Genomic DNA, 25,881 nt, shown 5'->3' on the forward strand with positions numbered 1-25,881 from the left:
CAGAGGAATAGAATAATGACGTTACCGCGCTCTCTTTTGCACCGTTTGACCTTAATGGTTGGGCTACTAGCCACGCTGTCGCTCAGCGCACAGGCAGCCACCACGCAGGAAAAAGCCCCGGCAGAATTTCGTATTGCCTATCAAAAAGGCTCTGTCGGTTTGGTGCTGGCGAAGTCCCATCGACTGCTGGAACAACGTTTCCCAGAGACTAAAATCAGTTGGGTAGAATTCCCCGCCGGGCCGCAAATTCTGGAAGCACTGAACGTCGGCAGTATCGATCTTGGCGGCACGGGTGATCTTCCCCCGCTGTTTGCGCAGGCTGCCGGGGCCGATCTGCTGTATGTCGGCGCTGAACCGCCGAAGCCGAAAGCTGAGGTCATTCTGGTTGATAACGACAGTCCGATTAAAACCGTTGCCGACCTTAAAGGTCATAAAGTGGCGTTTCAAAAAGGGTCCAGCTCGCACAACCTGTTATTACGCGCCCTGCAACAGGCCGGTCTGACGTTCAGTGATATCAAACCGATTTATCTGACGCCGGCAGACGCCCGCGCTGCCTTCCAGCAACACGACGTAGACGCATGGGCAATTTGGGATCCGTACTATTCTGCTGCCAGGTTGCAAGGCAATGTGCGGGTATTGATCGACGGCAGCGGCCTTAAGCAGACCGGCTCTTTCTATCTGGCGCCCAAAAAATATACCGAAGCCAATCCGCAATTCATTCATCAGGTTCTGGCAGTACTGAGCGAAGCCAATGCGCGGGTAAAAACAGACCGCGCACAGAGCATACAACTACTCTCCAAAGCCATGGGCCTGCCGGAAAACGTGATTGCCAGCTATCTGGATCATTTGCCTGACGCCCCGATCACGCCGGTCGATCAGCGCACAGAAAAGGCCCAGCAGGCGACTGCCGACCTGTTCTATCAGAATCATATTTTACCCAAACCGGTTGAGATTAAAGATCGCATCTGGCGTGACCGCGCTGCGCGATAGTCAGTTTCTATCCCTCTATAACAACAACCGCCGTTCATAGCAGCGGTGGCATCGACGACTGAGGAGTTATCTCATGAGTTTACATGTTTTTTGGTTTCTGCCCACTCACGGCGATGGACGTTATCTCGGCACCGACAACGACGCCCGCACCGTTGATCTCAGCTATTTGCAACAAATTGCCCAGGCGGCGGACCGTCTCGGTTTTGCCGGTGTGCTGCTGCCGACCGGCCGCTCATGCGAAGACTCGTGGCTGGTAGCCGCATCGCTAATTTCCGTCACTCAACGCCTGAAGTTCCTGGTGGCATTGCGACCGGGAATTATCTCACCGACGTTGGCAGCGCGTCAGGCCGCCACGCTGGACAGGCTTTCCGGTGGCCGCGCCCTGTTTAACTTAGTGACCGGCGGTGATCCTGCCGAGCTGGCGGCCGAAGGATTACATCTCAATCACAAAGAGCGTTATGAAGCTTCGGCAGAATTTACCCGCATCTGGCGGCAGGTGCTGGAAGGCGAAACCGTGGATTACACAGGCAAACATATTCAGGTGAAAGGCGCCAGCCTGATGCATCCGCCAGTACAACAGCCCCGCCCGCCGCTCTATTTTGGCGGATCGTCGGACGAAGCGCAGGATCTGGCTGCTGAACAGGTCGAACTCTATCTGACCTGGGGCGAACCGCCACATCTGGTGAAAGAGAAAATTGATCAGGTCCGGGCCAAAGCCGCTGCCCACGGCCGCAGTGTGCGTTTTGGTATTCGTCTGCACGTTATTGTACGTGAAACCAACGAAGAAGCCTGGCAGGCTGCCAACCGTCTGATTGCCAATCTGGATGATGAAACAATTCAGAAAGCGCAGGCAGCATTTGCCAGAACAGATTCCGTTGGCCAGCACCGCATGGCGGCACTGCATGGTGGTAATCGCGACAAACTGGAAATCAGTCCGAACCTGTGGGCCGGTGTGGGCTTAGTACGCAGCGGTGCTGGAACCGCGCTGGTCGGCGATGGTCCAACCGTGGCCGCTCGCATGCAGGAATATGCCGATTTGGGAATCGATACCTTTATCTTCTCCGGCTATCCGCATCTCGAAGAAGCCTACCGCGTCAGTGAGTTACTGTTCCCGCATCTGGATCTGGCCACTGCCGAACAGGACACCACAGTGAAACGAGCCATAGAAGCGCGCGGTGAGTTGGTCGCGCATGATTTTGTGCCAAATCGCACTGCTGCTCAGCACTGAGGACATCAACATGTCGATCTCACAACGCATATCCCAACGCTGGCTGGACAACCTGTTGCCATGGGTTGTACCGCTGGCTCTCATTGGCGGCTGGCAACTGGCAGTAGAAGCCGGATGGATGTCGAATCGTATTCTTCCCGCGCCGAGCGCCGTGGTGGAGGCGTTCTGGACGCTGGCGAAAAGCGGTGAACTGTGGCAAAACCTGAAAATCAGTACGTTCCGCGCACTGGTAGGTTTCACCATCGGTGGGAGTTTGGGCTTGCTGCTGGGCTTTATTATCGGCCTGTCGCGCTGGGGCGAACGTCTGCTGGACAGCTCGTTACAGATGCTGCGTAATATTCCTCATCTGGCGCTGATCCCGCTGGTGATTTTGTGGTTCGGCATTGATGAATCCGCCAAAATATTCCTGGTGGCACTTGGCACATTGTTCCCCATTTACCTCAACACCTACCACGGCATTCGTAATATTGATCGTGGCCTGCTGGAGATGGCGCGCAGTTACGGGCTGTCAGGACTACCGCTGTTTGTGCAGGTCGTTTTACCGGGCGCCCTGCCCTCAATTATGGTTGGCGTTCGTTTCGCGCTGGGTTTCATGTGGCTGACGCTGATCGTAGCAGAAACGATTTCAGCCAACTCTGGCATCGGTTATCTGGCAATGAACGCGCGTGAATTTCTGCAAACCGATGTCGTGGTCGTCGCTATTGTGCTGTATGCCATTCTGGGCAAACTGGCCGATCTGCTGGCCCGCGCATTGGAAAGTGTTTGGCTGCGCTGGCACCCTGCTTATCAGAAAAAACAAGGAAACGTCGCATGAGTTACACCGCACGCATCCCAAAAGGCACGCCGGTTACGCTGGCGGGTATCAGCAAGAAATATGGTAATCGCACGGTACTCAATGACATCAATCTACGCATTTCTCCCGGGCAGTTTGTGGCGGTGGTGGGTCGCAGCGGGTGTGGAAAAAGCACTCTGCTGCGCCTGCTGGCCGGACTGGAAAGTACCACACAGGGAGAAATGCGCAGCGGCAGCGCGCCGCTCAATCACGTGCGGGATGACACGCGGCTGATGTTTCAGGATGACCGTCTGCTGCCGTGGAAAAAAGTCATCGATAATGTCGGTCTCGGTTTGAAAGGTCAGTGGCGCAATGCAGCCCAGGCAGCACTGGAGGAAGTCGGGCTGGCCGACCGAGCCAATGACTGGCCTTCAGCGTTATCCGGTGGGCAAAAACAGCGCGTCGCCCTGGCTCGCGCACTGATCCATCGTCCCCGCCTGTTGTTGCTGGATGAACCTTTAGGGGCACTCGACGCGTTGACACGCATCGAAATGCAGGGGTTGATCGAACGTTTATGGCAGCAGCATGACTTTACTGTTTTGCTGGTGACACACGACGTCAGCGAAGCCGTCACCGTGGCTGACAGAGTCATATTAATTGAACAGGGCCAAATTGGACTCGATGTGCAGATCGATTTACCGCGACCGCGACGCAGAGGCTCGGCCAGATTGGCGGAACTGGAAGCTGAAGTTCTGGAGCGCGTTCTGACGCCACAGCCTTCATCAACCGTTCAGCAGGAAGCGAAACGGGCGCAGAGTTAATTCCCCCCCGCAAATACAAGACGTAAAAAGGGCGATGTTGCCATCGCCCTTGTGCTTTCCAACATTCCAGACGGTTTATTACGCGTCTAATGCCTTAGTGATTTTCTCGAACAAATCTCCGGACAGATTTTCCAGCCCTTTCAGTTGTTCAAGCGCCTGACGCATCAGCGCCTGACGGTTTGCATCGTAGCGTTTCAGGCGGATCAACGGTTCGATCATACGCGCCGCGACCTGTGGGTTGCGGGTGTTAAGATCGGCCAGCATTTCTGTCAGGAACTTATATCCGCTGCCATCCGCTGCATGGAACGCAGAAGGGTTCGCCGAAGCAAACGCCCCTATCAGCGAACGAATGCGGTTCGGGTTGCTCATGGTAAATGAACGGTGAGTCAGTAATGAACGGACTTTTTGCAGCACATCAGCCGACGGACTGGAGGCTTGCAGAATGAACCATTTGTCCATTACCAGACCATCCTGATGCCAGCGTTCATCATAAGCCGCCATCAGTGCTTCACGACAAGGTAACTGGGCAGAAACGGCGGTAGACATCGCCGCCAGAGAGTCGGTCATGTTGTCGGCCTGCCCGAACTGAGCCTGTACGATTTTATCTGCCTGAGTTACGTCACCAAACGCCAGATAACGTAAACAGGTATTACGCAGCGCGCGCTTACCAATATCTTCATGCACGACACGGTAAGCCGGCAGACGGTTGATATTGTAAACGGCAAGGAACTCATCCGCCATTTCGGTCGCCAAACAACGGGTAATGGCCGAATGCACGGCGCTGATCGCTTCTGGATCGATAATATCGAACAGTTCAGCGATTTCGTTTTCAGAAGGCAGCGTGAGGATCTGCGCCGCCAGCGCCGGATCAATGCTTTCATCCAGCAGCACGGCGCGGAATGCATCGGCCACGTGCAGCGGCAGTGACAACGGTTGTTTCTGCTGATGACGCGCTACGTTGAGCTTAATGTAGATTGCCAGCAGGCTTTGTGCCGCATCCCAGCGAGAGAAATCATTACGCGCATGTTTCATCAGGAAGGTGAGCTGATGATCGCCATAGGTATAATCCAGCTTCACTGGCGCAGAGAATTCGCGCAGTAAAGATGGCACCGGCGGGTATGCCACATCTTCAAATATAAAGGTCTGCTCAGCTTCAGTGACGTTGAGCACATTGCTAACCACACTGCCGTTTTGCTTGAGTGGGATCACATTGCCTTGCGGATCATACAGTTCAATATCCAGCGGAATATGCAGTGGCAGTTTTTCAGCTTGGTCAGCCGTCGGTGGCGTTTTCTGACTGACGGTTAACGTATATTGCTGTTTTTCTACATCATAATCGTCACGCACGGTCAGAACCGGTGTACCAGACTGGCTGTACCAACGGCGGAACAGGGACAGATCAACATTCGACGCGTCTTCCATCGCCTGCACAAAATCATCACAGGTTGCCGCGCTGCCATCATGACGTTCGAAATAGAGCTGAATACCGGCCTGGAATTTCGCTTCACCCAGCAAGGTATGCAGCATGCGGATCACTTCTGAACCTTTTTCATACACTGTCAGCGTGTAGAAGTTGTTCATTTCGATCACTTTTTCCGGGCGGATCGGGTGCGCCATCGGGCTGGCATCTTCGGCAAATTGTGCGGCACGCATGATGCGGACGTTATCAATACGGTTGACTGAACGTGAACCGAGGTCTGAACTGAACTCCTGATCGCGGAATACGGTCAGCCCTTCTTTAAGGCTCAGTTGGAACCAGTCGCGGCAGGTCACGCGGTTACCGGTCCAGTTATGGAAATATTCGTGACCGATCACCGCTTCAATGCCCAAATAATCTTTATCTGTCGCCGTCTCAGCTTTTGCCAAGACATATTTGGAGTTAAAGACGTTCAGGCCTTTGTTTTCCATCGCGCCCATATTGAAGAAATCAACGGCAACGATCATGAAGATATCGAGATCATATTCCAGATTGAAGCGGGTTTCGTCCCATTTCATCGACTGCTTCAATGACTCCATCGCCCAGTCGGCGCGATCCAAATTCCCGCGGTCAACAAACAGTTCGAGTGCCACATCGCGGCCTGAGCGAGTTTTGAAAGTATCGCGCAGCACGTCAAAATCACCGGCGACCAGTGCAAACAAATAGCAAGGTTTCGGGAACGGGTCTTGCCATTTGATCCAGTGTTTACCACCTTCAAGCTCACCGGCATCAATGCGGTTACCATTCGACAACAGGAACGGATAGCGTGCTTTGTCGGCCACGATGCGGGTCGAAAAACGCGCCAGAACATCTGGGCGATCTAAATAATAAGTGATGTGCTGGAAACCTTCAGCTTCACACTGAGTACACAGCGCTTCACCGGACAGATAAAGCCCTTCCAGGGCGCTATTTTTTTCCGGGTGAATTTCGTTGATGATGCAAAGTTCAAAGGCTTCAGGCAGGCGGTCAATCACTAGCGTTTTGTCCGTCACCTGGTAACTCGGCCAATCCTGACCATTCACTTTCAGACTGATTAGCGTCAGATCTTCACCATTAAGCACTAACGAGGCGTTTTCTGCGCCCTGGCGTTTAATCTGGCTGACTGCGGTAACCACGGTAGTTTGCGCATCGAGTTCAAAATTGAGGTCAATATCGGTAATGGTGTAGTCCGGTGCACGATAATCGTGGCGGAACTTAGCTTGCGGCAGTTGATTCATAAAAAACCTTATAACGTTTTCGTTAGTCACGACGTTTGTTGTTGATCATTGCTTATCTGAACGCTCCGGCAGGAGAAACGCCATCGGCTGATAAAGCTTTCATGAACTTTACCACAGGCACTTAGAATTCCCAGATTGTTGCAGACTTGTAAGTCTGTTAGGACATGTTTTGTCCAAAACGGAAGTCCTGGCGACTGTGCAACCAAATTGTTAACAAAAAGATGCCATTTTGAAGGCCAAAGCACATTTAAGCCTCGACCCTTGGCGGACAATTATGATGTGATGAGCGTTCTTTCGCAGGATATTACGGTATACTTCACAGACTTTGCTGTTTTATCCAGAATGCTTTTTTATCTGGAATGGTTGGAATAATGCGAACTGCCTTTAAGAAGTTATGTACAGGTTTTTGCTGGCCAATCCTTTCTGACGAGGATGCTGTAAACGCGCTATGACTTCATACGCTTCCCCGATTTTGACTTCGCTGTTAGATACCGACGCCTACAAGCTTCATATGCAGCAGGCCGTCTTCCACCGTTATCACAATATTAGCGTGGTGGCTGAATTCCGCTGCCGTGGCGACGAACTGCTGGGCGAATATGCCAGCGAAATACGCCAGCAAATCGAAATGATGAGCCAGTTGTCCCTGACAGACGATGAGTTCGCTTATCTCTCCGGTCTGCCGTTTTTCAGTGCTGACTACCTCAACTGGTTGAAGACTTTCCGCTATCGCCCTCAACATGTTGAGGTGGCCGATCGCGATGGTCATTTGCACGTGCGTATTTCCGGGCCATGGCGTGAGGTGATCATGTGGGAAGTACCGCTACTCGCCGTGATCAGTGAAGTTGTTCACCGTCACCGTTCTGCGCTAGTGACCACACAAATGGCGGTTGATCAACTGCGCAAGAATCTGACACGTTTCAAGCTGGACGCGGCTGATATCGATATATCCCGCTTCCGCCTGATGGATTTCGGCACGCGACGCCGTTTCTCCGGCGATGTACAGCAGGCGATTGTCAGTACACTGAAAGCCGAGTTCCCCTACCTGGTAGGTACCAGCAACTACGATATAGCCCACAAATTGCAGTTGTCTCCGGTGGGAACCCAAGCGCACGAATGGTTCCAGGCGCATCAGCAAATCAGCCCAGCTCTGGCCGACAGCCAACGTGTTGCATTGCAGGTATGGCTGGACGAATACCCAGACCAGTTAGGTATTGCCCTAACCGATTGTATAACGATGGACGCTTTCCTGCGTGATTTCGGCCCGACATTTGCTAACGCCTATGACGGCCTGCGCCATGATTCAGGGGATCCGATTGAATGGGGCGAAAAGGCCATCGCGCATTACCAGAAACTGGGTATTGACCCAATGAGTAAAACGCTGGTCTTCTCGGACAATCTTGATTTAGACAAAGCTCTGCATCTGTATCGTCATTTCGACACCCGCGTAAACCTGGTGTTTGGGATAGGCACGCGTCTGACCTGTAACATTCCAGGGGTCAAGCCGCTCAATATCGTCATAAAACTGGTACAGTGCAACGGTAAACCCGTTGCGAAGTTGTCTGACAGCCCAGGTAAAACCATATGTCAGGATAAGGCCTTTGTGAAAGCATTACGTAAAGCTTTTGATATACCGCTGGTTAAAAAAGCCTCCTGAATAAAACGTCCGTGGTCATTATGGCCGCAGACGTTCCTCCCTCTTCATTTCGAACTGTTCGCCTCAACACCGCCTTTCTTAGAGATGTTTTCTTCCTTTATATAGTTGTGATGTAGATTTAGGACATTCAGACTCGTCGCAATGATTATTTTGGAGAACGACTGTCCAGCATAGACAAATGTTGCCCGGGCGAAGTGATTTCTGCTTGTGTCCTGAGAAAGGCTAAGTAACATAGCCAAATCCCTTTATATGGGTGTCCTTTAGTTCTCAATCATCATCTGAATACATAAGAAAGAGAGAAACCTATGAGCGTTGTGCCTGTAGTCGACGTACTGCAAGGCCGTGCTGCGGTTGACAGTGAAGTCACCGTACGCGGTTGGGTACGTACCCGGAGAGATTCTAAAGCTGGTATCTCCTTCCTCGCCGTTTATGACGGCTCCTGCTTTAATCCGTTACAGGCCGTTGTGAATAATTCTCTGCCCAATTATCAGGATGAGGTTCTGCGTCTGACCACCGGTTGTTCTATCGAAGTGACGGGCACCGTTGTCACCTCCCCGGGGGAAGGCCAGAGTTTCGAACTGCAAGCGACGGCAATTAAAGTGGTTGGCTGGGTTGATGATCCCGACACTTACCCGATGGCAGCAAAACGCCACAGTATCGAATATCTGCGTGAAGTAGCGCATCTTCGCCCACGAACCAATTTGATCGGAGCTGTTGCGCGCGTGCGTAACACCCTTTCGCAAGCCATTCACCGTTTCTATCATGAAAATGGTTACTTCTGGGTATCAACGCCACTGATCACGGCATCGGATACCGAAGGTGCTGGTGAGATGTTCCGCGTTTCAACCCTGGATTTCCAAAACTTGCCGCGTACCGATAAAGGCGACGTTGATTTCAGCGAAGATTTCTTCGGTAAAGAAGCATTTCTTACCGTTTCCGGGCAGTTGAACGGCGAAGCTTACGCGTGTGCACTCTCCAAGGTATATACCTTCGGCCCGACCTTCCGTGCAGAAAACTCCAATACCAGCAGGCATCTGGCTGAGTTCTGGATGGTTGAGCCTGAAGTGGCATTTGCCACTCTTGATGACATCGCAGCACTGGCCGAAAGCATGCTTAAATATGTTTTCCAGGCCGTTCTGAACGAAAGAAAAGATGATATGGCGTTTTTCGCAGAACGCGTAGACAAAGATGCTGTTTCACGCCTTGAGCGTTTTGTAACATCAGATTTCGCCCAGGTTGACTACACCGAAGCAGTGGAAATTTTAATCAATTGCGGCAAGACTTTCGAGAATCCAGTTTCCTGGGGCGTCGATTTATCGTCAGAGCATGAACGCTATCTGGCAGAAGAGCATTTCAAAGCACCGGTAGTGGTTAAAAATTATCCTAAAGATATCAAAGCATTCTATATGCGCATGAATGAAGATGGTAAAACCGTCGCCGCTATGGATGTTCTGGCACCGGGTATTGGTGAGATTATCGGCGGTTCTCAGCGTGAAGAACGTCTGGATGTACTGGATGCTCGTCTTGAGGAAATGGGCCTGAATAAAGGGGATTATTGGTGGTATCGCGATCTTCGCCGCTACGGCACGGTGCCGCACTCAGGTTTCGGCTTAGGTTTTGAACGCCTGGTAGCCTACGTTACTGGTGTACAAAACGTGCGTGACGTCATCCCATTCCCACGCACACCACGTAATGCAACCTTCTAATTAATTAAAAGATTTCCCCATACAGCATTTTAGTTACAAAAATAAGGCCAGCTCAGCTGGCCTTAGTCATTTTTAAAGGTAGATCCCTGTCACAAAGTTCCGTTAATTTTACATTTTGTAATACATTCTTTCTCAATGAAACAAGTTTAGGGGTTTGGTAGCATTTTCGATGTAGATTAAGCCGCCCTCGGGTGGAACACTGCCATCAGACACAGGAGACACCAAACTCTCAACAATAGTTCCCTAAAGAATTATTGACGGCAGTGGCAGGTGTCCAAATAAAACCAATGAGGGTAATAATAATGATGAAGCGCAACATTCTTGCAATCGTAATCCCAGCTTTGTTAGCTGCTGGCGCAGCACACGCCGCTGAAGTTTATAACAAAGACGGCAACAAACTGGATCTCTACGGTAAAGTCGATGGCCTGCATTACTTCTCTGATGACAAAGGCTCCGACGGCGATCAGACTTATGTTCGTTTCGGCTTCAAAGGCGAAACTCAAATTAATGACCAACTGACCGGTTACGGCCAGTGGGAATACAACGTTCAGGCTAACCACTCAGAAAGCGATGGCACCGAAGGCACCAAAACCCGTCTGGGCTTCGCGGGTCTGAAATTCGGCGATGCCGGTTCTTTCGACTACGGTCGTAACTACGGCGCAGTCTATGACGTTGAAGCATGGACCGATAATCTGCCAGAATACGGCGGCGATACCTATACCTACACCGACAACTTCATGGTTGGACGTACTAACGGTGTAGCAACTTACCGCAACACCAACTTCTTCGGTCTGGTCGATGGTCTGAACTTTGCTCTGCAATATCAGGGTAAAAACGAGAACGACAGTCGCGATGTTTCTAAACAAAACGGCGACGGTTATGCAGTTTCTACCACCTATGACATCGGCGCTGGCGTAAATCTGGGTGCTGCATACGCTTCTTCTGACCGTACTGATGCACAAGCTGCTGATGGCAATGGCGACAAGGCTGATGTGTGGACCGTTGGTGCTAAATACGATGCTAACGGTGTATACCTGGCAACCATGTATGCAGAAACAAATAACATGACGCCATTCGGTAACACCACGGCTACCGGTGGCGCTAACAATGGTGCTGCTGACGGTGCTCGTAACGGCACCCAACAGTTCGCTAACAAAACTAAAAACTTCGAAATGGTTGCACAGTACCAGTTCGACTTCGGTCTGCGTCCATCGGTTGCATACCTGCAATCTAAAGGCAAGAACCTGAACAGCTCTTACGGCGACGACCAGGATCTGGTGAAATACGTAGAAGTGGGTACGGCTTACTACTTCAACAAAAACATGTCTACTTATGTTGACTATAAAATCAACCTGTTGGATGACAATGACTTCACTAAAGCTAACGGCATCGCCACTGACGATATCGTTGCTGTAGGCCTGGTGTACCAGTTCTAATTTCGCTTAACAGATGCACTTTCGGGTGCATCCTGAGTGATTTGAAAGGCAGGGCTTCGGCTCTGCCTTTTGCTTTTACCGACTTCCCCACCCTTTTCTATTATCAAAATTATTAATCTCAAAGCCCGCTTCACAACTCCGCTTTCTTTTTGCCGCAAACGGTTGGCAAACTGACTTTCAGGCGGTAACCTGATGCCCTCTTTCTGCTAAATATCAGGCCATGGAAGTCTCACCCTATGTTTGAAAAAATCACTGCTGCACCTGCTGATCCTATTCTCGGTCTTACCGATCTTTTCCGTGCTGACGCTCGCCAGGATAAAATCAATCTTGGGATTGGTGTCTATAAAGATGAAACGGGCAAAACTCCGATTCTGACCAGCGTGAAAAAAGCCGAGCAATATTTGCTGGAAAACGAAACAACCAAGACCTATTTAAGCATCGACGGGCTGCCTGATTTTGCGCGTTGTACTCAAGAGCTTCTGTTTGGTAAAGACAGTGCCATCATTGCAGACAAACGTGCGCGTACCGCTCAGACGCCAGGTGGTACCGGTGGCCTGCGTATCGCCGCAGACTTTATCGCGACGCAGACCAGCACCAAACGTATCTGGGTGAGCAATCCAAGCTGGCCGAACCACAAAGGAGTATTCAACGCCTCGGGTCTGGAAGTCGTGGAATACACTTACTACGACGCGGCCAACCACGCGCTGGACTTCGATGGCATGGTGAAAAGCCTGAATGAAGCTCAGGCTGGCGACGTGGTGCTATTTCACGGTTGCTGCCATAACCCAACCGGTATAGACCCAACAACAGAACAGTGGGCGCAGCTGGCTGAATTGTCTGTCGCTAAAGGTTGGTTGCCGTTGTTTGACTTTGCCTATCAGGGCTTTGCCAAAGGGTTGGAAGAGGATGCACAAGGCCTGCGCATTTTTGCCGCTAAACATGCTGAACTACTGGTCGCCAGCTCTTACTCGAAGAACTTTGGCCTGTATAACGAACGCGTGGGTGCCTGTACTCTGGTCGCCGCTGATGCTGACATCGCTGACCGTTCCTTCAGCCAGGTAAAATCAGTTATCCGTGCGAACTACTCTAACCCGCCGTCACACGGTGCTGCAGTTGTTGCCACTATACTCGGCAATAAAGCGCTGCGGGCTATCTGGGAGCAGGAACTGAGCGATATGCGCCAGCGTATTCACCGCATGCGCCAGTTGTTTGTGACCACCTTGCAGGAAAAAGGCGCTCAGCAGGACTTCAGCTTTATTATTAACCAAAACGGCATGTTCTCATTCAGCGGGTTAACCAAAGATCAGGTTATGCGTCTGCGTGAAGAGTTTGGTGTGTATGCCGTGAACTCCGGCCGCATCAACGTCGCCGGTATCACCCTCGATAACATGGCACCGCTGTGCGAAGCCATCGTCGCCGTTTTGTAATTAAATAATGTTGAAAAAAAACCAGTCAGGCAACCTGACTGGTTTTTTTCATTTATAGAATTCTGTCGTTTATCGCAATGTATTACCAGACCGGCATTTCATCCTGCAAGAACGGATTGGTCTTACGCTCATGGCCGAAATCTGACATCGGACCGTGACCCGGAATGAAAGCCATATCATCGCCGAGTGGTAAAAGCTTGGTTTTGATCGAATGGATCAACGCCTGATGGTCGCCTCGAGGGAAATCACTGCGCCCAACGCCACCGCTAAAAATCACATCCCCGGAGACAGCCAGACGACTTCTATCGTTAATAAAAACAATATGGCCTGGTGTATGTCCCGGGCAATGGAGAATAGAGAGAGACGCTTCACCAACGCGGACTTCGTCCCCCTCTTCAAGCCAGGTGTTTGGCACCAAAGGGGCACAATATTCTAAACCAAACATTTGGCTTTGGGTCGGCAGAGATTCGAGCAGGAAGAGATCTTCTTTCTGTGGGCCGACAATGGGGACATTGTAGTGTTTTGCTACCTGAGCTGCGCCACCAACGTGATCAAGATGTCCATGAGTCAACAAAATCTGGCTCACGGTTACACCCAGTTTGGCAACTTCGCTGATGATTTTTTCCGCTTCACCGCCAGGATCGACAATAGCTGCCTGCTTCGTTTTGCTACACCAGATGACTGAACAGTTTTGGGTGAACGCAGTGACAGGAATGAGATGGTATTTCATAAGTCTCCACAGCAACTTAACTCAGGTAGTTAAGTTGCAAATTACGCACCCTACCAGGCTCTTGCCGGACCTGTATCGATGTGCACAAAGTTACTTCGTGGATAATATCCTACACCACCCATCTTCATTTTCATCGCGGCTTTGCGGATATTGCTCAATTCAACGCCCTGGATGTGGAAGTCCATTGCCTGCCCAAGCGTGTGGTAGCTATGTTTAGCTACGCCGCTTCCCGGTTTACGCATGCCGTTATTGGTCGCCAAGGTACGATAGCCCGAGATCAACTGAACAGGTTTATTGGTTCCCAGCATGATCTGCAAACGGTATAGATGATCAAACAAAGCGGGATCAATATTTTTCACCTTTTCAGCCCGGTAATCCCTGAACAGATGATTTAACCTGGCCAATTCATCCTTGTTGTAACGCTTTCCATCAAAAAACTCTGTTTTAAGACTTTCGCCAGTATTCAAATTATTAACAACCAAAATACGCGGGCGAGGAGTGGAAAGAGTGGCAAAAGCACGCCCAGGAAGGAGTGCAATACCCATAGCAGCACTACCAAGTGCCAGCCATTTACGGCGATGTTTGTCGATTTGATCCATGAACAGTCTACTACCCGGTGAAAGAGTCAAAAAATAGGCACAAAAAGTGTACTGCTTCGAACCTTAACCGCCTTAATTCAGTGAGTCAACCCACCCGTATAGTAAAACGGGTGCGGCTTCACAGCCGCACCCGTTTTAAGGTCAATTATTTTGACCGCTATCTTTTTAGTTTTATTGCATTTATTGCAGTAAAACTTTTGCCCTGGAAAGAATTTGCGCACCCGATTTAACCGGCGAGTCGTAATTGTAAATATCTGTACGATATTGCGGCTTACCATCTTCAGCAACCCAAGCCGTCAGGTAAAATAGTTTTACGGGTATATGGTGGCGGATTGGCACAAATGTCGTATTCCCGCCCTGCAACGTTGATGAAATACGCGTGTCATTCCATCCCGCATCCTGGAGCAGCATATTTGCCAGTTCAGAAGCTTTATTAACGCGGACACAGCCTGAGCTCAGTGCACGGATGTCTTTCTGGAACAAACCGTGGTTTGGTGTGTCATGCAGATAGATGGCATCTGAACTTGGCATATTGAATTTGTAGCGACCCAGAGAGTTGCTGGCACCAGGCGCTTGCCGGATACGATACGGGAAGTGACCAGGAGAAACCACGCTCCAGTCAATCATTGAGGGATCAATGACCTCAGCATCATTATTCCAACCAGCAAGTACAGTGTAGCCATGCTTTTGGAAATAACTCATGTCCTGCATAGCTTTTGGCACAATGTCTTCGCGCACCAGAGTGGTAGGAACGTTCCATGGCGGATTAACCACTACGTTATTCAGCGCACTACTCATTAAAGGCGTTTTACGGCTCGGACGGCCCACAATCACCCGTGAAGTTAAAACTTGATTGCCATTAAGATAATAAGTCAGCTGATAGTTAGGGATATTTACCATAATGCCGGTATTGACATTACCTGGCAGAATTCGCAACCGCTGAATATTGAGTGCCAACAAAGTAGCGCGTAAATCAGGTGAAGTATTCAGCCACTGACGGGTACGCAGACCAATAATCCCATCGGGTTCAAGCCCTTGCCATTTTTGGAAGCGTTTCACGGCTTCAACCAAGTCAGGAGAGTATTGGTTATCAATAACGGCAACAGGCATCACTGCGGCTGGCTGACCATTGGATTCAACCGTAGGCAGGACATCGGTGACTGAAGTAGCGGCCGGGCTCACTACCGTCGATGGTGAAACAGCTTTATCGGCTGACTCATCAACAGATAAATCATCATTGGCTGCTGAACCCGGACCATCTTTGGCAATAGTTTCATCAGTAGGTCGCGGGGATGTTGTCTCCGCTGGAGGCGTCACCATCATGCCGGTGCGATTGAGAATTTCACGCAGTGCCGGAATGTCATCACTAATTTGCCCGGGACGCAGGCTGGCAGCAGTGGTCATTTGCGGCCATGGATGGTGATCCTCTAGCATGGCACGCAGTGCGCTATGCATCTTGGAATAGAGTGGATGTTGGGGTACTAACGTCGCCATATAACTGGCCGTGTTGTCTTGACGTACCGCCAACTGCCACTGGTTGATCACAGTCAAAGGAGGTGTCGTCATCTTGTAAGGCGTGGAGCTATATAACCAACTGTCCCCTTTCGTCTCTACACCACTGACAAATTGCAAATAACCCAACATGGCATCCGACAGGACGATATCGCGCGCCATACCGGTCACTTCTGGATCAGTCAGCCATTTCACCCATTGAGTAAATTGTGGCTGGACACCCGAAATCGCTAATTCAGCCAGCTGTTGCTGAAATTGGTGGACTGCGTCTCTGTCTTGCCACATCGGTTGCATGTGATTAGCTGCATATAATGACGCAAGGGACGAGAGGTAAAGAGGTTTAACGCTCTTTGGCAACTCAGCCTGCAATTGGCTGAGGCTTTGAACGCTGGAGAGCGTCGCTGAGCGAACAGGCAGAGTAGGTATTGCAGAAAACGCAGCGGTTAACGGGGCCATCCCCGTAATCATCAGGCAGCTCACTGCCAGAAATCTGAGAGACCTTTGACTCATGTACATCATCCCTTGCCTCCCGTTAAAGTGCCCAAATTAAATATTCGAATTTAAGCAAAAAACCCTTGGGTTAAGTATATAAATAAATTCTTAATTTTGCGCAGGATCTCAAGATAATAGCTGCACGCTTTCAGAAATGAACTTTATGCCAGCAGCGGCGTGAAATAAAGCGTTGTCCATGGATAATTTATGCTCAACCCACATGATTGATTAATCTTTATACAAAACCAGAACATTTGATGAAAATGACCGTTTTTACTCTCTCAAAGTTCGATGATCACTGTCTACCCGCTTTCCCGTAACGCGCCGCATTGTCACTCGTTTTAAAAGCACTTTCAGCATGGATAAGTGAATCTTACTGACTTCGGCATTTAAACACCTCCATTTGTGCTATAAAAACTGAATAAACTTGCTTATTTAAATATGTGAAATTAACATACGCGATATTTATTTTTTAACAGCTAAATTTATGAAAATCCTATTAATACGCCGCGATAATATTGGCGATTTGATTCTGACTACACCATTGATTAAAAATCTTGTCAGTAAGAACACCAACACGCTTGATTTGCTGGTTAACACTTACAATAAAGATGTACTCGAGGGTAATCCTCATATCAGTAAAGTTCATCTCTATTGTAAATCACACCATCGTAAAACAGGTCAGACACTACTAGGCGTTTATTTTGAACGGCTTAAAACGATACTGGCTGTTCGTATGGCCAGGTACGATGTCGCGCTGCTTGCCAGCACGGACAAACGGTCTCTTCAGTGGGCTAAGTTCTCCGGTGCTAAAAGAGTGATCGCCATAGGTAATAAACCCCAGCGCTGCGTCACCGATAGCCTTCCGCATTCTGAGGGACTGCATATTGTTGAATTATTGAATACTTTATCAATCCCATTAGGCATCACTGAAGAACCGGGCCCGCTTGAGCTGTATGTCCCTGAAAATGAAGTTAATCAGATCGCTAAAAAGTTCAATATTTTCAGAGATAAGCCTATTTATGGTATCCAGATCAGTTCGCGTAAACCAAAGCAGCGCTGGCAGATAGAGAAATTCATTGAGTTAGCTCATCGCCTGGCGGCAAGCGAAGATTGCCGGATTGTTTTATTCTGGTCACCCGGTGGCGAAGACAACCCAAAACATCCCGGAGACGATCATAAAGCAAAATTAATGCTCCAGGCCTGTGCCGACATTCCATTAACCGCTTTACCTACCAGCAACATTCGCGAGTTAATGGCAGCAATGTCATTATGTGATCAGATTATTACCAGTGATGGTGGTGCACTGCATATTGCCGCAGGTGTGCATAAACCTGTGGTGGCCATGTATGGTAACAGTGACGTGAATTACTGGGCTCCGTGGAAAGTACCTTGTGCGATCATCAAGGCACCTTCAGAAGATGTAGGCCTGCTGGGCGTCGATGAGGTCTACACTGATTTTACTCAGTTACGTGAAAAAGTGTTATCTATGGCGTAGTGACAGTGGATCTGAATAAGGTTTAAAACAGTTCTGCCCCGCTTGCGGGGCAGAACTGTTTTAAAGTTACCAAAGTGTTCCGACGTAAAAAAGCCCCGACTTGCGAGGCTTAGTGATTTACTGGCTACTCACGTTAAGAACTACCGGCTTCAACATTAACTATTGCTGGCTGCTCAGCCGCAAAACCTCGCAAACCCACCACATGTACGTGTTCGTTGTTATTGAACACCTTACGCACCAATTTATAGGTGGTACCTTTCTCCGGACTGATGTTTTCCGGTGCGGCGATAATCAGCTGCATTTCCAGGCGGTCACAGAGTTCGAACAGCGTGGCGATAGACTTGGCATCAAGACGCGCAGCTTCATCAAGGAACAACAGACGGCAAGGCGAAATGTCTTTGCCACGCATCCGGCTCGACTCTTCTTCCCAGCTTTGTACCACCATCACCAAAATCGACATGCCGGTACCGATAGCTTCACCGGTAGAAAGCGCCCCGCTCTCTGCACGTAACCAACCGTCTGAACCACGGTTAACTTCCACTTCCATCTCAAGATAATTGCGGTAGTCGAGCAGTTCTTCGCCGATGGTTTGTGGCGTGCGCTGCCCCATATCAATTTGCGGATTTAGGCGCTGATAGAGTTTTGCCAGTGCTTCCGAGAAGGTCAGGCGGTTGCTGCTGAACAGATCCTGATGCTGCTCCTGCTGTTCGGACAACACATCTAATAGACCAGCATGCGCTTCACGCACGTTAACGTTAAGTCGCACGCTTTTGACCTGGCCAAAGGCCACGGTCTGCAAGCCTTGGTTGAGCATGCGAATACGGTTCTGCTCACGCTGAATCGTTTTACGAATGATGCTGGCAACGCTCTTAGAGCTTAATGCCAGTTGCTGTTCGCGCGCAGTCAGCTCTTCGGTCAGACGCCCCAGTTCGATCTCCATCTGTTCGATGGCTTCAACCGGGTCATCGGTACGAATAATATCCTGACGGATACGTTCGCGCAGATGTTGATAAACCGCGATGTAGAACTGAATTTTCCGTTCCGGGCGTTTCGGATCTTCTGACAGACGCAGTACGTCGCGCAGATGTTCGTTATCAGCCACGGCAAGGCGCAAAGCACCCAAAGATTTATCCGACATGGATCGCAATTCATCGCCATCCATATAAGCCAGTTCACGGCGGTGCAGGCGACGTTCAACACCATTATCTTTGACCAGTCGCATCACCGCGCACCAGCCAGCTTTCGCCGTCACCACCTGTTCGCGGCTCTGATGATAATCACGTTCCAGCTTACGTAATTTCTTTTGCAGATTATCCATTTCGGCTTCGCAGAAGGTGATCTGTTTTTCCAGCTGATTGCACCGCGAGCGGTTGGTACTGAGCGCCGCATGCAGTTCATCACGACGTAGTTTGGCGCGCGCTTCGGCATTTGCATCGGCCTGAACGCCGATATCTTGCAACTCTTGCCCTAACTCCTTGAGCATGTCACGTTTAGCTTCAAACGAACTTTTCAGTGATGCAAGCACCTGGCTGTACTGCGTAAATTGTGACTGATGTTGACGTAGCTGATCACGGGCGCGGGTTCGTTCTGCTTCAGCATGTTCGAGACGCTGACGTAGCTTGTCGTTGAGGTCTGAATTTTCGGTCAACATACCGGCAGAATCGGTATAACCGAAGTGCGCACGACGTTGAACAACTTCGGTTAGTGAGAATGCCTGCTGCTTCGCCATACGCTGCGCATGCTGTGCCTGAGCATAATCCTCTTTCAGCTGTTCATGCTGTTCCGGGTCACTTTGCAGTACCGCAACCAGCGGTTCGAGCTCAGTCAGGGAAGCGCTATGCTGCTGAATAAAGCGGGCAGACTCCTGCGCCTCTTCAAACTCCTCACGCAGCTCTTCAACACGATCAATCAGCGTCTCATCACAAAGCAGCCCGACGCGCGGTTGCAGTTTGTTAAGCATGCTGTACGCATCTTTGGCCTGCTCATATTGCTGACGCTGCTGCTGATTAGCCCCCTCATGGGCGTTAAGTGCACGCTCCAGTTCACCACGACGCCCACTTAGGGTTCGAATGTCCGCCTCGGGATCGGCATCAAAGGCAACGGCCAAATGACTGCCAATAAAACGGCTGAATGCCTGGTGAACACGTTGTATTTTCTGCACGTCAAACGACAGGTTGGCATAACGCTCGGAGAGCGTTTCGCGCTCTTTATTCAGTGTTTCCAGACGGTTTTCACGCGCCGCGCGGCCGAAGAGCGGCACCTGAGGGAAATGAGAGTAGCGCCACTGGCGCTCGCCACTTTTTACCAGTACCGCGCCAGACATCTCTTCGACGGCGAAAACGCTATCATCGAAGGACTGCGGATCCCCTTCAATAAGGTATAAATCTTCAGGGCAGTCATCCAGACCATCCAATTGGTCACGGATACGCGACAAGTCAGGTACGACGATGGCATGACGCGATGGACCATACAGTGCGGAGAAGTACGGTGCATCGTCGATAGTAACATCATCATAAATCTCTGAGAGCAGTACACCACCGAAACGCTCCGCCAGTGCAATCATGCGCGAATCTTCAGCGCCGCTTGGTTGGCTGAGGCGGGTGATCTGTCCTTCCAGACGTCGTTTTTTCGCGGCAACATCATCACGTTCAACGGTCGTTTCACGCTCAGTTTCCAGCAACTGTTGCATATGCTCAGTCACCTGCTGGCTGCTTTCCAGAGGCTCTTTGCTTTGCTCGCTTAACTGGCTGAGTGCTTCCTGCGCAGCAAGCCACACTGGCGCACGGGCAGTCAGTTCACGAATGCGTGACTGCACCTGCTCCAGCTCCTGGCGCATTTCCATGCGGCGTTCACCGGCCTGAGAAACTACCTGCGACAGCTCTTCAATTTGTACGTCGAGCTCACGTTGCAGCTCATCCAAATCTTCAGGGTGCACATCCTGACCGGTGCGCTTACAGAACGCCTGCAATTGGCGCTCGGCGTCCTGTTGCTCCCGCAGACGTCCTTCCAGCTCGGTAAGGCGCATACGCAATGGCTCAACGCGTTCGGCCCGATGCTGCTGAGAAGACCAGTCGCGCAGCAGTTCACGCGCAGTTTGCCAGGCTTGACTGCGGCTGACTTCACCGGCGATTTTCACCACCAGTTGATAGGCATTTTCGAACTGGCTATGCGCGGCATCCGCCACGCTCATTTTTTGCTCAAGCATCAGCAGGATATCGGTCGTTTCCTGCTCTTTGCTCTGGAAGGTTTCCAGCCACTCTTCGCTGTTTTGAATTGTCAGGTCTGGGATCTGGCACAGCTCACGAGCACGTTCGATAGCATGTAATGCTTGCTGATATTGAATCGCCCGAGTTTGCTGAACGTCCAGCGCCTGCTGGTAATCTGCCAGTTGGCTTTTCAGTTCATCCACTTCCAGCTCGGCAGCTTCAGCGCGTGCTTCATGATCGGCGTGAAGTTCTCCTGCCTCGGCGACGACTTCATTTTGTTCTTCGAGACGATAGGTTAATTCCTCAAGATCGCCTTCGTAACGCGCGATCTTTTCCTGCTGGCGCATCGCGGTCTGCACCAGACTCAGATGATCGCTGGCCGCCTGATAATCGGTTTCTAAATCGCTTTGCGAACCACTCTGCTCAGCCAGTTCACGTGCCATTTCAACGTGACGGTATTGCTCACTGGAGAGCTGCTTGCGGCTGCTCAGTAAATCATTACGCAGAACCAGCGCACCATCGAGGTGAATACGGCGTTCATTGGCGTGACGCATATAGTCTGCGGCCACGTAAGACGTAGCTTCTGATATCAGATGCTTAAACAGGTCACGGTCAGACTGAGTAACGCGAATGGCTTCCAGCGTCATGCGGTTTTCGCGCAACGCGGCTTCCATATCCTGGAAGGCTTTGCGCACGCCGCTGTTTTCCGGCAACAGATAGTCTCGTAGAGAGCGGGTGATCGCGCTGGAGATACCGCCGTAAAGCGAGGCTTCAATCAGGCGGTAAAATTTACTGCGATCGGACGCTGTGCGCAGACGACGTGGAATGACACCCAGATCGAACATCAGCGAGTGGTAGTCGGTGATAGAGTTAAATTGCTTGAACTGCACCCCTTCCATCGCTTCGACGTTGTCTTTCAGTTCTTGCAAAGAGAGTACGCGCGCCTGACGCTCACCGACGGTTTCCGTCAGTATTTCGGTCGGTTGAATCGACGTTGGCAAACCCTGAATGGTGAAGGGTTTAATGTCCACTTTGCGATCACGCCCGGCAACCTGTTGCAGACGAACGCCGACAATCACTCGCTGATGGCGCGAGTTGACTACGTCGAGTGTCGAATAACAGACACCAGCACGCAATTTACCATGCAGGCCTTTGTCGCGTGAACCTGAGGTCGCGCCCGCTTCCGTGGTGTTACGGAAGTGCAGCAAGGTTAAGTCCGGGATCAGTGCCGTGACGAAGGCCGCCATGGTGGTGGATTTACCGGCACCGTTACCGCCGGAAAGCGTAGTCACCAATGCATCAAGGTCAAAGGTGCGGGCAAAAAAACCGTTCCAGTTAACCAGCGTTAGTGAGCGAAATTTACCGCGTTCAATCATTCCTGTTCATCCTCTGCGCTGTCATGCCCCGGAGCTGCCGGCGAGTCGCCTTCTTCACTCTCATCATTGAGCGACAGGGCGTTTTCAATCGGCATCGCTTCACCGTCACGGATCATTCGCAACTGCGCTTCGCGAGCATCGTCACCGCTGCGCACATCGGCACCGAAGCGGAACACGGCTTCAGTAATACGGAATTTTGTGCTGTCCACGCCCATAAACCACACCATACCGAGACGGCGCAGGCGGTTTAACGAGGTTCTGACTTTATCCTGCAGTTTCTGACGGTCCAAATCTGAACCCGTAGAACGCTGATTGACGTATTTCATCAGTTTGGATTCGTCCGCCAGACTTAAAAGCTCGTCGTACAGCTCCTGCTGAGTAAAAATCCCCTCATGTGCCAGACGTTCCGGGCTGAGATAGAGATAACAAAGAATTTTGCCTACCATCATATCCAGTTCGGAAAGGACCGAACGCGGGATAAGCGTGGTCGAACGTGGGCGCAGATAGAAGAATCCTTCCGGCGCACGGATCAGTTCAACACTATATCGGTGGTAAAACAGCTCAAGTTCTTCCTGGTAGTCCATCAGAAAAGCGTGGTTATCCAATTCATCAATGCCAATGTGACGACCAGAGCGAAGCTGACTGTCCAAAGCAGGAAAGAGGGAATTTGCCAACGCCTGCGCCAGCTTAGCTGGCATTATGTGTTCAATATTTATTGATGACATGGGCCTGCACCTTGGCTCCGAAATCATTGATTGCCTGCCATTCGGCTGGCAACCCTGAAAAATCTGCTTCAGCCACACCAAGGCGCACAGCCTGGTCGACTACAATTCGCGCTACGTCAAAATGCCGCGCACGCGGATACTTTTCGAGATAATCACGCATCACGGTTCCCAGGTTGAGTGGCGTCTTCTGTTGTTGATAAACCTGCAATGCTTGTTCAATCAACGCGGTAAGTTGTTCACGTATTGCACTGAACTCCTCGTACTCGAGATCCGGCGGTAATTCTCCGGTCACTTCCTCGCTGCGCAAGGTAAGCTCTTCGTCACGCATGTCCAACAGACGTTCCGCATTGGCGAAAGTCAGGGTCCAGGGCTGATCGAAATAGTTTTGCACCGACTGGCGCAAGCGCTGAGCAAAGACGCGGTTTTTATCCATGTCGATGGCAGTACGGATAAATTTATGGACGTGACGGTCGTAGCCAATCCACAGGTCAATCGCCTGCTGGCCCCAACTGGTAATGCGATCGAGTTTACTTTGCAGGTCAAATACCAGTTTGTCGACAAAGCCCAGTTCGCCGTCGCCCAAGGTGTACTCCTGTATACGCAGCAAATGTGCCTGGAGTAAGTCACCTGCGGCTTCCAGCGTATCCTGCAATTCACGCAGCGTACCTGAGGTTTCAGACAATAGCATTTCACAGCTGGAGATCGCTGCTCGCCAGTCTTTGTTGAGCAGCGCGGCGATGTCATCTTTCACGCCCTGTTGCTGCTCGTCCATGATCCTTTGCGTCATGTCGATACTGTCGAAAATCTCGGCCACCGAATATTTCAAAGGCGCGAAAACATTACGATGCCAGTGGAGCTCATCGCCGCCCTCTTCGGCCGCATCAGCCGCACGTTTCAGCTCCTGAGCAACAATAGACAGTTGCATCGAGAGCCGTAGCGTTGAGAACTCACGCTGGCGAATATAGTAATCGGTAATGCCAATACCCAACGGGGTTAAACGATAGATCGCATTACCGTCAGCCAGTTCACTGACAAAACGATTGAGCAAACGCTGACGCACCATGTCATTGATGGCGTTATTAGCACGTACCGTAACGGTTTCATGCGTCTGCTCGAAGCCTTTGCTGACGTGACGAAATGCATCAACCAGTTCACCTTCGCTCATTTCCCCATCAAGACGCTCGCCGTTGAGCGTCGCTATCGCCAGTAGAAAGGCCAGCCTCTCCGTTGGCAGCGAAATTGAGAAGTCATTTTTACGTGCCCAGGCGACCAGTTCGGGTACAGTCTGGGAAAATTCACTCATGATTCGTCCTTCAGATTGGGTTTGTGCGCCATCACATGGATATAACGCCCCAAACTAACAAAAGGTTCCTGTCGGCAATAACGCTGTTCCAGCGCCAGAAGCTCGTCAAAATCCTGTTTATGTTGTTGCCTGTTACGCAAGTAGTCGTGAAATACCCGAACGCCCGTCTTGCCAGTAATGCTCATCCCAAGATCTTCAAGCCATTGGTACACCTGCTTAGGGTCCAGCGGGTGATCGGGCAGCAACGAGCTTTTCTTAATTTTTGGAACGCCAGCCTCAACGTGACCGAAATTACCCAGAATCATGTGTCGCATGACCAGACCGTGGATATTGTAGAACATCAGCGATAGCGCGCCACCGGGCGCAAGGCACTCTGTTAACGCCTGTAATGCCGGTTGTGGTTCCACCAGCCATTCGATCACCGCGTGAAACAATATCAGATCAAACGGCTGTTCCATATGCTGCGCGATGTCCTGAGCGGGACATTGTACAAATTGCATGTTCCCGCTCACACCTTTTTCATCGGCGGCGACTTTCGCGCGGCGGATCATCTCACCGGACAGATCGCACAACAAGACCTGATGTCCTAAAGCAGCAAGTTCACAGGCCATTTGCCCTTCACCACCGCCGGCATCGAGAATACGCAGCGGGCGATCGGGCAGTGTGCAAATTAAACTCTGTAAATCCTGCCCCAGCACCGCCTGACGAATACGACCTTTCGTCGTGCCGTAGATATTGCGCGAAAATTTTTCGGCTATATCGTCGAAATTGCGATCCTGCATGAAGTGGCACCTGCTGCGCGAAGAAGAAAATGAGTCGATGGCTTAATGGTGTACAGACCGACCAGCCTGCTATTTTGGCACAGGCTGACGTAGAATAAATCATCCTGATGCGGATTCATTCCCAGATGCCGTTTTTTCACTCAAAAGGACCTCTTCCCTATGCTTTTTATGCTCAAAAAAATTGTCGGTGGGCTGTTACTGCCTTTGCCATTTTTATTATTGCTGATGGCATTTGCGCTGGTTTTACTGTGGTTTACCCGCTGGCAGAAGACAGGCAAAGTCTGTTTTTTATTGAGTTGGTTAATTCTGGCCTTACTAAGTCTGCAACCTGTTGCCGATAGTCTGCTACGTCCGATTGAAAAAACCTATCCGACTTACCAGCCAAACGCGGCACAGCCGGTGAAATACATCGTGGTGCTGGGTGGCGGCTATACCTATAACCCAGAGTGGGCACCCAGCTCGAATCTGATCAACAACAGTTTGCCGCGCGTGGCGGAAGGGATCCGAATTTATCGGCTGAATCCGGGAGCAAAACTGATTTTTACCGGCGGTAAAGCCTTGAGCAATCCGGTGAGTGCGGCAGAAGTCGCGGCTAAAGTGGCAGTAAGTTTGGGTGTGCCTGAAAGCGATATCATTAGAGTGGATACGCCACGTGATACGCAGCAGGAAGCCGAGCAGGTCAAAGCGTTGATCGGGCAACAACCGATGGTGCTGGTGACTTCCGCCAACCATTTACCCCGCGCGATAATTTTCTTCCATCAGCAAGGGCTGACACCGGTGCCTGCTCCCGCTAATCAATTGGCGATAGACTCCCCCCTGAACCCGTGGGAGAGAATATTACCAAGCCCCCAGTTCTTAGCACACAGCGAGCGCGTCTGGTATGAAACAATGGGCAGAATCTGGCAGTGGCTCGGCAGCCCGTCAGACTAG

The 25,881-nt window shown here is 50.8% G+C and carries 18 protein-coding genes; 10 read left to right on the plus strand and 8 right to left on the minus strand.

Going from position 1 to position 25,881, the window contains the following annotated elements:
- Positions 1-15: 15 nt before the first annotated feature.
- The 4 genes from ACMV8I_RS07855 to ssuB all read left to right on the plus strand — a co-directional run bounded on the left by ACMV8I_RS07855 (position 16) and on the right by ssuB (position 3,811).
- On the plus strand, positions 16-990 hold the full coding sequence (locus ACMV8I_RS07855; protein ID WP_498864600.1) for a sulfonate ABC transporter substrate-binding protein: 975 nt from the start codon (positions 16-18) through the stop codon (positions 988-990).
- Positions 991-1,063: 73 nt separating this feature from the next.
- On the plus strand, positions 1,064-2,218 hold the full coding sequence (gene ssuD, locus ACMV8I_RS07860) for an FMNH2-dependent alkanesulfonate monooxygenase (RefSeq protein WP_498864601.1): 1,155 nt from the start codon (positions 1,064-1,066) through the stop codon (positions 2,216-2,218).
- 10 nt (positions 2,219-2,228) lie between these two features.
- Complete coding sequence (ssuC, locus tag ACMV8I_RS07865) at positions 2,229-3,032, plus strand: aliphatic sulfonate ABC transporter permease SsuC (RefSeq protein WP_498864602.1); 804 nt, start codon at positions 2,229-2,231, stop codon at positions 3,030-3,032.
- Positions 3,029-3,811, plus strand: coding sequence for an aliphatic sulfonates ABC transporter ATP-binding protein (gene ssuB, locus ACMV8I_RS07870; RefSeq protein WP_498864603.1), 783 nt, complete (start codon positions 3,029-3,031; stop codon positions 3,809-3,811). Before ssuC ends, ssuB begins: the two co-directional genes overlap by 4 nt.
- Before the next feature lie 78 nt (positions 3,812-3,889).
- Here ssuB and pepN read toward each other — a convergent pair whose 3' ends face one another.
- Positions 3,890-6,505: an aminopeptidase N gene (pepN, locus tag ACMV8I_RS07875; protein ID WP_498864604.1), complete on the minus strand. Its 2,616-nt coding sequence runs from the start codon at positions 6,503-6,505 to the stop codon at positions 3,890-3,892.
- A gap of 448 nt (positions 6,506-6,953) precedes the next feature.
- Here pepN and pncB point away from each other — a divergent pair, with 448 nt between their 5' ends.
- The 4 genes from pncB (at position 6,954) to ACMV8I_RS07895 (ending at position 12,728) form a co-directional block, all read left to right on the plus strand.
- Complete coding sequence (gene pncB / locus ACMV8I_RS07880; RefSeq protein WP_498864605.1) at positions 6,954-8,159, plus strand: nicotinate phosphoribosyltransferase; 1,206 nt, start codon at positions 6,954-6,956, stop codon at positions 8,157-8,159.
- A 305-nt stretch (positions 8,160-8,464) separates the two neighbouring features.
- Positions 8,465-9,865 (plus strand): asparagine--tRNA ligase, encoded by a 1,401-nt coding sequence (asnS, locus tag ACMV8I_RS07885; RefSeq protein WP_498864606.1) that lies wholly within the window; start codon positions 8,465-8,467, stop codon positions 9,863-9,865.
- Positions 9,866-10,167: 302 nt separating this feature from the next.
- The gene (gene ompC, locus ACMV8I_RS07890) at positions 10,168-11,301 is read left to right on the plus strand and encodes a porin OmpC (RefSeq protein ID WP_498864607.1); all 1,134 of its coding nucleotides are present in this window, start codon (positions 10,168-10,170) and stop codon (positions 11,299-11,301) included.
- A gap of 236 nt (positions 11,302-11,537) precedes the next feature.
- The gene (locus ACMV8I_RS07895; protein ID WP_498864608.1) at positions 11,538-12,728 is read left to right on the plus strand and encodes an amino acid aminotransferase; all 1,191 of its coding nucleotides are present in this window, start codon (positions 11,538-11,540) and stop codon (positions 12,726-12,728) included.
- 82 nt (positions 12,729-12,810) lie between these two features.
- On the opposite strand, the gene ACMV8I_RS07900 is transcribed toward ACMV8I_RS07895, so the two are convergent.
- The 3 genes from ACMV8I_RS07900 to ldtD form a co-directional block, all read right to left on the minus strand.
- Positions 12,811-13,458: an MBL fold metallo-hydrolase gene (locus ACMV8I_RS07900; RefSeq protein WP_498864609.1), complete on the minus strand. Its 648-nt coding sequence runs from the start codon at positions 13,456-13,458 to the stop codon at positions 12,811-12,813.
- A 50-nt stretch (positions 13,459-13,508) separates the two neighbouring features.
- A complete protein-coding gene (gene mepK, locus ACMV8I_RS07905; protein WP_498864610.1) occupies positions 13,509-14,057 on the minus strand; it encodes a peptidoglycan L,D-endopeptidase MepK in 549 nt (182 codons plus the stop codon).
- A 180-nt stretch (positions 14,058-14,237) separates the two neighbouring features.
- Positions 14,238-16,088, minus strand: a complete 1,851-nt coding sequence (gene ldtD, locus ACMV8I_RS07910) for a L,D-transpeptidase (RefSeq protein WP_498864611.1) — start codon at positions 16,086-16,088, stop codon at positions 14,238-14,240.
- A 460-nt stretch (positions 16,089-16,548) separates the two neighbouring features.
- On the opposite strand from ldtD, the gene ACMV8I_RS07915 reads away from it, so the two are divergent.
- On the plus strand, positions 16,549-17,559 hold the full coding sequence (locus ACMV8I_RS07915) for a glycosyltransferase family 9 protein (RefSeq protein WP_498864612.1): 1,011 nt from the start codon (positions 16,549-16,551) through the stop codon (positions 17,557-17,559).
- A 133-nt stretch (positions 17,560-17,692) separates the two neighbouring features.
- Here the strand turns inward: ACMV8I_RS07915 and mukB are convergent, their stop codons facing one another.
- From mukB to cmoM, 4 genes are read right to left on the minus strand one after another with little or no spacing between them, the layout of a single operon-like run.
- A complete protein-coding gene (mukB, locus tag ACMV8I_RS07920) occupies positions 17,693-22,141 on the minus strand; it encodes a chromosome partition protein MukB (protein WP_498864613.1) in 4,449 nt (1,482 codons plus the stop codon).
- Positions 22,138-22,866, minus strand: coding sequence for a chromosome partition protein MukE (gene mukE, locus ACMV8I_RS07925; RefSeq protein ID WP_498864614.1), 729 nt, complete (start codon positions 22,864-22,866; stop codon positions 22,138-22,140). Before mukE ends, mukB begins: the two co-directional genes overlap by 4 nt.
- The gene (gene mukF, locus ACMV8I_RS07930) at positions 22,847-24,169 is read right to left on the minus strand and encodes a chromosome partition protein MukF (protein WP_498864615.1); all 1,323 of its coding nucleotides are present in this window, start codon (positions 24,167-24,169) and stop codon (positions 22,847-22,849) included. The genes mukE and mukF overlap by 20 nt, the downstream gene beginning before the upstream one ends.
- On the minus strand, positions 24,166-24,951 hold the full coding sequence (gene cmoM / locus ACMV8I_RS07935) for a tRNA uridine 5-oxyacetic acid(34) methyltransferase CmoM (protein WP_498864616.1): 786 nt from the start codon (positions 24,949-24,951) through the stop codon (positions 24,166-24,168). The genes mukF and cmoM overlap by 4 nt, the downstream gene beginning before the upstream one ends.
- A 159-nt stretch (positions 24,952-25,110) precedes the next feature.
- Here cmoM and elyC point away from each other — a divergent pair, with 159 nt between their 5' ends.
- Positions 25,111-25,881, plus strand: a complete 771-nt coding sequence (elyC, locus tag ACMV8I_RS07940) for an envelope biogenesis factor ElyC (RefSeq protein WP_498864617.1) — start codon at positions 25,111-25,113, stop codon at positions 25,879-25,881.

This window comes from Ewingella sp. S1.OA.A_B6 (assembly GCF_049889095.1).
In the GTDB taxonomy this organism is placed as follows: domain Bacteria; phylum Pseudomonadota; class Gammaproteobacteria; order Enterobacterales; family Enterobacteriaceae; genus Ewingella.

What these genes read in the sequence shown, in the direction of transcription:
- ACMV8I_RS07855 (WP_498864600.1), top strand. Translation starts at nt 16, where the DNA reads ATGACGTTACCGCGCTCTCTTTTGCACCGTTTGACCTTAATGGTTGGG.
- ssuD (WP_498864601.1), top strand. Translation starts at nt 1,064, where the DNA reads ATGAGTTTACATGTTTTTTGGTTTCTGCCCACTCACGGCGATGGACGT.
- ssuC (WP_498864602.1), top strand. Translation starts at nt 2,229, where the DNA reads ATGTCGATCTCACAACGCATATCCCAACGCTGGCTGGACAACCTGTTG.
- ssuB (WP_498864603.1), top strand. Translation starts at nt 3,029, where the DNA reads ATGAGTTACACCGCACGCATCCCAAAAGGCACGCCGGTTACGCTGGCG.
- pepN (WP_498864604.1), bottom strand. Translation starts at nt 6,505, where the DNA reads ATGAATCAACTGCCGCAAGCTAAGTTCCGCCACGATTATCGTGCACCG.
- pncB (WP_498864605.1), top strand. Translation starts at nt 6,954, where the DNA reads ATGACTTCATACGCTTCCCCGATTTTGACTTCGCTGTTAGATACCGAC.
- asnS (WP_498864606.1), top strand. Translation starts at nt 8,465, where the DNA reads ATGAGCGTTGTGCCTGTAGTCGACGTACTGCAAGGCCGTGCTGCGGTT.
- ompC (WP_498864607.1), top strand. Translation starts at nt 10,168, where the DNA reads ATGATGAAGCGCAACATTCTTGCAATCGTAATCCCAGCTTTGTTAGCT.
- ACMV8I_RS07895 (WP_498864608.1), top strand. Translation starts at nt 11,538, where the DNA reads ATGTTTGAAAAAATCACTGCTGCACCTGCTGATCCTATTCTCGGTCTT.
- ACMV8I_RS07900 (WP_498864609.1), bottom strand. Translation starts at nt 13,458, where the DNA reads ATGAAATACCATCTCATTCCTGTCACTGCGTTCACCCAAAACTGTTCA.
- mepK (WP_498864610.1), bottom strand. Translation starts at nt 14,057, where the DNA reads ATGGATCAAATCGACAAACATCGCCGTAAATGGCTGGCACTTGGTAGT.
- ldtD (WP_498864611.1), bottom strand. Translation starts at nt 16,088, where the DNA reads ATGATGTACATGAGTCAAAGGTCTCTCAGATTTCTGGCAGTGAGCTGC.
- ACMV8I_RS07915 (WP_498864612.1), top strand. Translation starts at nt 16,549, where the DNA reads ATGAAAATCCTATTAATACGCCGCGATAATATTGGCGATTTGATTCTG.
- mukB (WP_498864613.1), bottom strand. Translation starts at nt 22,141, where the DNA reads ATGATTGAACGCGGTAAATTTCGCTCACTAACGCTGGTTAACTGGAAC.
- mukE (WP_498864614.1), bottom strand. Translation starts at nt 22,866, where the DNA reads ATGTCATCAATAAATATTGAACACATAATGCCAGCTAAGCTGGCGCAG.
- mukF (WP_498864615.1), bottom strand. Translation starts at nt 24,169, where the DNA reads ATGAGTGAATTTTCCCAGACTGTACCCGAACTGGTCGCCTGGGCACGT.
- cmoM (WP_498864616.1), bottom strand. Translation starts at nt 24,951, where the DNA reads ATGCAGGATCGCAATTTCGACGATATAGCCGAAAAATTTTCGCGCAAT.
- elyC (WP_498864617.1), top strand. Translation starts at nt 25,111, where the DNA reads ATGCTTTTTATGCTCAAAAAAATTGTCGGTGGGCTGTTACTGCCTTTG.